The 7,275-nt window shown below is 29.0% G+C and carries 7 protein-coding genes; 2 read left to right on the top strand and 5 right to left on the bottom strand.

The features are described 5' to 3' along the window. The 5 genes from E6A48_RS05065 to E6A48_RS05045 form a co-directional block, all read right to left on the bottom strand. Positions 1–843 (bottom strand): segregation and condensation protein A (locus E6A48_RS05065; RefSeq protein WP_219708979.1); only part of this gene is annotated, 843 nt, incomplete at its 3' end. 46 nt (positions 844–889) lie between these two features. Further along, a complete protein-coding gene (locus tag E6A48_RS05060; protein ID WP_219708977.1) occupies positions 890–1,552 on the bottom strand; it encodes an ankyrin repeat domain-containing protein in 663 nt (220 codons plus the stop codon). A gap of 36 nt (positions 1,553–1,588) precedes the next feature. Further along, positions 1,589–1,744 (bottom strand): hypothetical protein, encoded by a 156-nt coding sequence (locus E6A48_RS05055; protein ID WP_014932940.1) that lies wholly within the window; start codon positions 1,742–1,744, stop codon positions 1,589–1,591. Between the two features lie 103 nt (positions 1,745–1,847). After that, positions 1,848–3,218: an NAD(P)H-dependent oxidoreductase gene (locus E6A48_RS05050; RefSeq protein WP_219708975.1), complete on the bottom strand. Its 1,371-nt coding sequence runs from the start codon at positions 3,216–3,218 to the stop codon at positions 1,848–1,850. A gap of 58 nt (positions 3,219–3,276) precedes the next feature. After that, a complete protein-coding gene (locus E6A48_RS05045; RefSeq protein ID WP_219708972.1) occupies positions 3,277–4,362 on the bottom strand; it encodes a variable surface family protein in 1,086 nt (361 codons plus the stop codon). 195 nt (positions 4,363–4,557) lie between these two features. Here E6A48_RS05045 and E6A48_RS05040 point away from each other — a divergent pair, with 195 nt between their 5' ends. Continuing rightward, entirely contained in the window at positions 4,558–6,783 is a 2,226-nt protein-coding gene (locus tag E6A48_RS05040; RefSeq protein WP_219708971.1) for a glycoside hydrolase family 2 protein, read from the top strand. A gap of 33 nt (positions 6,784–6,816) precedes the next feature. After that, a partial coding sequence (gene dapF, locus E6A48_RS05035) for a diaminopimelate epimerase (protein ID WP_219708969.1) occupies positions 6,817–7,275 on the top strand: 459 nt, incomplete at its 3' end.

Below are 7,275 nucleotides of genomic sequence, written 5' to 3'. Positions count from 1 at the left end.
ATTATTATTATTATTATTATTATCTTTTCTTTTAAATACGTAAATATCACCAAATTTTATGTCTTGTTTCAATAAAATCTCTTTTTCCTTAACAAGTTCAAGCATAGCAAGAAAGAATGTAACAAGCTGCCTTTTTGTAACACCATCTTTAAATAAAACTATAAATGGAAATACATCTTCTTCAGCTAATTTTATTCTTATCATATCAATAGCATTATCTATATGAAAATTAGACATACCAGAAAGCACAGCCAAATCTGTTTCAGGCACAAATTGCACCTTTGTAAAAGCATATACCAAATCATAAAGAGTAACATCTTTCCAAGCCATTTCATTATCTTCATTGTTGCTATTATTTTGAAAAAACTTAACTCTTTCTGTATCTTTTCTTTCGAATATAGAGTCCGAATATTCTTGAAGCCTGTCAAGTTCTTCAGATACCATTTTATATCTTTGAAACTCAAGCATCTGCTCTACTATTTCAAATTTAAGCCTATCTGTAAACTTATCATCGTCCATATCGTGCGGGAGTAACATTCTTGATTTGTATAAATGAAAATCTGAAGCTACTACCAAAAACTCGCCTGTAGAATCTAAATTTAATGCCGCTTGCTCTTTTAAGTATTCTATAAACTGGTCGATTATTTCTAATATTGAAACTTCGTATATATTTTTCTCGCTTCTTTTAAGCATATCAAATAGTATTGAAAGAGGACCTTCATAATCTATGCTTGATAGAGAAACTTTAAACTCATTATTAGATAATGATGCTGAATTAGAATCATTATTAGAGTTTTGTTCCTGAGGCTGAACATTTATATTTTCATTTATATTATTTTCCATGATTGATATAATATATAATAAAAATATAAAAATTCAAGCGTATTAATTATTCTACAGCACCATATTGCTTTAAATATTCTATTAGAGCATCTCCTTTTTTGTAGTTAGCTCTTATATATGCTATTATAGATTCTCCATTTTTATCTTTAGCATTAACATCTATTCCGTTTTTACATAATATTTCAATAGTAGGCATCATCTCTTCCCTTGTAGCAGCCGACATGAAAACCATCATCAAAGCATTATCTCCATCATTATTGACCGCATTAATATCTATTTCAGAGTCAATTAGAGTTTGAACAACATTGCTGTAGAGTTTGTATGAAGCCACATGCAAAGCATTTTCTCCATAGCTGTTTTTGGCATTAATATTTATTTTTGCCTTTATAAGCATTTTAGCAATATCGTTTCTTCCCTCTGAAGCAGCAAATATCAAAGCATTATATCCAACATTATCTACTATATTAACATCAGCATTATGTCGTATAAGAAGTTTTACTATATTAGGATACCCCTTATGCGAAGCAAGCATTAAACCAGTAAGTCCATCTTCTGTTGTAACATTTACATTTACCTTTCTATCTAACATAGTTATAACAGTTTCATATTTTCCGTTCTCACATGCTTTTAAAAATTTTACTTCATCGTCTGTTAAAGAATAAAGCTTATAAGAGAATAAAGCTAGTAAAATAAAAAAAATATTTTTCATAAATCCCCAAAAATTATATTGTTATAAATATTTGTTTTAAGCTTGAGCGTTTAAAGCTCCGCCTGTTACTTTTGCCGCCACATTGATAGTTGTAGTTTTCTCTGTAAGGTCGGTTGTAACTGTAACTTCTACACCGCCTATGCTTTGCACATATTTATTGGTATTACTAGTTGATGATATACCTGTAATCATTATTCTACCCCTAAAATAAATTTGTAATAATGATTTATTGTATTATATACTAATAATAAAAACAATACTAAAAAAATTATGTAATATCATTATTTTATAATTATTAATTTATTTTTTTGCAAGTATTATCTATTATTTTTTTATACGGCATTAATATATATTGATTCATTTTGCCACGCATCTTCTTTTGTACGCTTGGAATAGACATTAAATATCCTGCTAATTTCATCTGAAGCATTCTTCCTCTTTGTTTTTGAGGAAAATCATATATATTATGTTTTTTATAATATTTATGGTCAGCTTTCATTATTCCTTGCATAATATATATTAAATCTCTAAATATTTTCATTCCTCCTACGCCGTAAAAGTTTTTTGGTCGGGAGCATTTATTTAGTATAGCATAATTCATAGTTTGAGAGAGTTTTTTTAATTCTTCTAAAGTGTTTTCTTTATTGTCATTGGCAACATAAGTTAAAAAATTTCCTCCAACTTCGCATCTGGCTTCAATTAGTGTTTGTAAATTGTATTCTCTCTCATAATCACCCGCTACAATATATCCAACAGGCATACCTTCAGTAACCATTCTATGTCCATTACAAAATTGCCTATCTTCATAAATCTTAAAACTAGAATGTGTATAATGATTTTCTATAGTAAAAGCATAAATAATAGCATTAGCCTTTTGTATCTCTCTTCTTAGAAACTCATCAAATCCATCTTTATAAACACATTTACCCGTAATAGCACAGCCGAAACAACCCATACATCCGCCATGAAATTTATACTCTCTAATGTTTATCTCTCTTGTGCTGTAATTAAACGTAGCTTTAAAATCTTCTATCATATTTCTTAAATTAGTGTCATCTTTAGCACAGTTTGTAACTATAACAACATCTTTATTTTCATCTTTAATAGATGTTGTTTCAACTTGTCTTTTATAAATATTAATATTGTTTTTTTCTTTATTATTATTATTATTATTATTATTAGAGTTTATATTGTTTTGAGCAGAAAATATTAAATAATTAAAAAAATCTATAGCCTCTTCTTGACCTTTCTTTGTAAGCAAGTCGTCCATATCAGCAGAAAAGCCTCTTATATATTTAAGATTCAAATCCAAACAATTTTCTTCTACAAACTTATGAGCTGTTGTATCATAAAAGTGTTTTGATGTTGATACTTGTGTAGCATATTTTTGAGATAGATCAATATTCTTTTCTTTTAATAATTCTATAAACCTATGCAGTTGATATGGCACTAAAAAAGTATAAACAGGGTAGGCAAATATTATAATATCTGCTTTGTTTATTTCTTTTTCTACTTCATTAAAGTTCTTTTCGTAGTATCTTACTTTTTGAGCAGCATTTAAATAAGAAAAATTATGATTTGTAAAAGCTTTCTCTAAAAAAAGCAATGTTTGTAAAGTAATACTGCCATTTCCTTTGGGGCTTCCATTTATAACTAAAATATTCACTTATAATACTCCATATTTTTTATAGAGTATTATATTTTATTGAGTGAAAATTACAATATTAGTATCTCCATATACCCCAAATGTCTAATCCAGCACCAAAGGCATTATTAATTTCAAAATCTCTGTCTTTACGCATTAAGCCCTGACCATCAGCATATGCAGTAAGACCGAATGTAAGATTTTCTATTAGAGTAACTTGCAATTCTCCCTCTATACCATAATAGAGTTTGTATAATCCTGTAGTTTTATAAATATTACCCTCAAACATAAGTCTTGGCATTATATAATAATATAAAGCTCCGAGTTTAGATTCAAATTTAGCAGGAAGCATTATATAAAAACGCATACTGTCTGTAGCACGCTCTCCGTCTTCATTATATAAATAATTAAATAGCATATCTTCAGCATAAGCAGCATCAATAGTAGCCCATCTACTCTTTATACCATAATAGAAAGCAAGTTTTATAGGCAAACTTATCTGTACAGGAGCACTGTCAAATCTTGAAAGCATAACTGTACCATATAAACTACCTCCTATCACCATAGGAGCAACGGAAGTATCTGTTATATTATTTGTAATTGAAGATAATTGTATTCCATAATGTAGTGATATAGTGAACTCATCTAATAAGCCTCCTCTAAATAAAAATGTAAATTTAGGAGTTGTGCTTATAGCTAATTTAGCACCATAACGACTTCCATCAGCAACACCAAAAGATACAGGAACTGATAATCTGTATTTATCTGTTGCAAATCCAAAAGATGCTGAGTGTGTTGATATTATAGGAGCATTTTTTTCATTTAAATTATTGTATAAATTAAATTGATAACCTATGCCGAATATTCCATAGCTTAAACCAATAAAGCCTTTAGGAGCTATTGCAAAGTTTTGTTCTCCTTGAGAGTTTGTGATTGTGTTGTCAAACATATATCTTAAATCTAATATAGAAACACCAAGTTTAAAAGGTGTATTATGATTCATAAGTGGAGAAAAGTTATAAATAGTGCTTATTCTATCGCTTCCAGCCCTTGTAGAGTTTACTCCGTCTATAAGGTTATGCATATTATCTTTGTCTAACATATCGTCTATTGCAAATACATTAATACTAAAAATAAATAATAGTGCTATAATAACTTTTTTCATCTTTTACCCGCTCTTTCATTTTAAAATATATAGTAGTTTATAATATAAGATTTTTTTTTTCAAGCCTATGAGATAATTTTATTTTTTTAGTTATTTATTAAAAAATGATAAAATTATAATTGATTTTTTGTTATTTAAATAATAAAATCTATATTTAATAATAAAAATTATAAGCCTTATCGGAGTAAAGCTATTATGAGAAAAGTAATTGATTTTAACACTAATTGGAAGTTTTCAGAAAATTGGAATGATGATATAAAAAATACCATTCTAAAATCAACAACCGTAACTTTGCCTCATACTGTAAAAGAAATACCTCTTCATTATTTTGATGAGTCTGATACTTGGCTTGTTGCTGGATATCAAAATATATTTAATTATAATAAAAAAGATTTTGCAAATAAAAGAGTTTTAATTAACTTTGAAGGAGTAATGGCTGCTGCAGAAGTATTTGTAAATGCTAAGAGCTTTGGGGAACATAAAGGTGGGTATTTACCTTTTATTTATGACATTACAGATTCTTTAGTTGATGGAGAAAATATTATAGCAGTTAAAGTTGACAGCACAGAGAGAAAAGATATTCCTCCTTTTGGAAATGAAATAGATTATTTATGCTACGGTGGTATATATAGAGAAGTACAAATTATTGTAGTTGATGAAGTATCTATTGAAAATATTATGATTGTTGGCGATGCTAATCAAAATATAACTGGAAAAGTGAGAATAAGAAACAGCAAAAAAGAAGACAAAAAAGAAACTTTATTTATTAATCTCTACAATAGAGCGTATCATATATGCGAAATAAAAAAAGAAATTAGTCTAAAGAAAGATGAATTATTTACTGATATAAATATAAAAGAATATATTGATACAGACAGAATAGAGCTTTGGGATATTGATAATCCAAGACTTTACAGACTTGAGGCTTCACTTTCTAATGAAGATGCTGTTAGTGTAAAGATAGGCTTTAGAGATGTTGAGTTTAGAGATAACGGATTCTTTTTGAATGGTGAAAAAATAAAATTAAGAGGATTAAACAGACATCAGAGTTTTCCTTATGTTGGTTATGCTATGCCTGAGAGAATGCAGAAAAAAGATGCTGATATACTAAAGTTTGATTTGGGGCTTAATATAGTTCGTTCATCTCATTATCCTGCTTCAAGACATTTTTTAGATAGATGTGATGAAATAGGCTTAATGGTTTTTGAAGAGATACCAGGCTGGCAGCATATAGGAGATAAGAATTGGCAGAATGTTTCTATAGAAAATGTAAAAGATATGATAGAGAGAGATTTTCATCATGCTTCTATAATTATATGGGGAGTGAGAATTAATGAGAGTCAGGATAATCATAGCTTCTACAAAGAAACTAATAAAGTAGCTCACAAGTTAGATAAAACAAGACAAACAGGCGGAGTTAGATATATAATGGGAAGTGAGCTTTTAGAAGATGTGTATACTATGAATGACTTTAATTGCGATGGAGTTAATGACCCTATAAGAGCTCAAAAGTTTGTTACAAAATTAGATAAAAATGTACCTTATATGATAACAGAATATAATGGACATATGTTCCCTACAAAGATGCAAGACTCTGAAGAGCGTTTGATAGAGCATACTAAAAGACATTTTGATGTTATTAATGCTGTTGCTATAGATGACAGTATATCTGGTTCTACTGGTTGGTGTGCTTTTGATTATCATACTCATTATGATTTTGGTTCGGGTGATAGAATATGCTATCATGGTGTTTGCGATATGTTTAGAAATAAAAAATTGGCTGCAAGCGTATACTCTTCACAGATGAACAAAAAAGATTGTGTTGTATTAGAGCCTATTACTATATATGCAAGAGGGGAGAGAGCTATAGGCGGAATATCTCCTTTAATGGTTGCTACAAATTGTGATTATGTGGAGTTTTATTATAAGAATGAGTTACTAGCAAAAGAATATCCTGCTACTGGAAAATATCAAGGTTTAAAGCATGCTCCTGTTATTATACAAATGGATAGAAATATTCCTGGTGTTAGTGCCATGAATTGGGAAGATGCTAAGGTTGTGGGATATATTGACGGAAATGCTGTAATAGAGAAACATTTCTTAAAAAATCCTACTTTCAAAGAGTTGGAAGTAATTGCTGATGATAAAGAAATTAATGCTGTAAGCAATGGTTCTGCTTGGGACGCTACAAGAATAACAGTAAAGGCTATTGACTCTATAGGAAACAGACTTCCATATATTAACGAAGCTATAAAGATAGAAGTTAAAGGTTCTGGTTCTTTAATAGGAAATGATAACCCTGTACTTGAGGGCGGATATTACTCTTTCTGGGTAAAATCTAATAACAAAAAAGGCTTTATAGCAGTAACTGTTTCAAACAGCAGGGTAAAAGCTAAAACTATAGAAATTAAAGTAAAATAAATAAATATTTTTCACATTTTGGAGTTTATTATTATGACTTTGAATTTTACTAAAATGCATGGCATAGGCAATGATTATATATATATAGATTGTTTTAAAGAAAGTTTTACAGTTGAAGATGCCAAAAAATATTCTCCAATTTTAAGTCATAGACATTATTCTATTGGTGCTGATGGTATTGTTTTAATAATGCCTAGTAAAATAGCTGATGTAACTATGAGAATGTTTAATTATGACGGTTCTGAGTCTGAAATGTGCGGAAATGGCATAAGATGTGTGGCAAAATATGCTTATGATAATAATATATCAAAAAATAACCCAATGAAAATAGAAACATTAAGGGGAGTTTTGGAAGCTAATTTATTTATAAAAAATGATGAGGTTGATAGCGTTGAGATAAATATGGACTCTCCTATACTTGAAGGATTAAAAATACCAACTACTATAGATAAAACTCCGATAATAGATGAGCCTATTACTTTTAATGGAAAA

This window comes from Brachyspira pilosicoli, from assembly GCF_019402445.1.
Lineage (GTDB): Bacteria > Spirochaetota > Brachyspiria > Brachyspirales > Brachyspiraceae > Brachyspira > Brachyspira pilosicoli_B.
This window is presented reverse-complemented; position numbering and strand designations above follow the sequence as displayed.

Coding starts and splice junctions, on each gene's coding strand:
- E6A48_RS05060 (WP_219708977.1), bottom strand. CDS start 1,552: ATGAAAAATATTTTTTTTATTTTACTAGCTTTATTCTCTTATAAGCTT.
- E6A48_RS05055 (WP_014932940.1), bottom strand. CDS start 1,744: ATGATTACAGGTATATCATCAACTAGTAATACCAATAAATATGTGCAA.
- E6A48_RS05045 (WP_219708972.1), bottom strand. CDS start 4,362: ATGAAAAAAGTTATTATAGCACTATTATTTATTTTTAGTATTAATGTA.
- E6A48_RS05040 (WP_219708971.1), top strand. CDS start 4,558: ATGAGAAAAGTAATTGATTTTAACACTAATTGGAAGTTTTCAGAAAAT.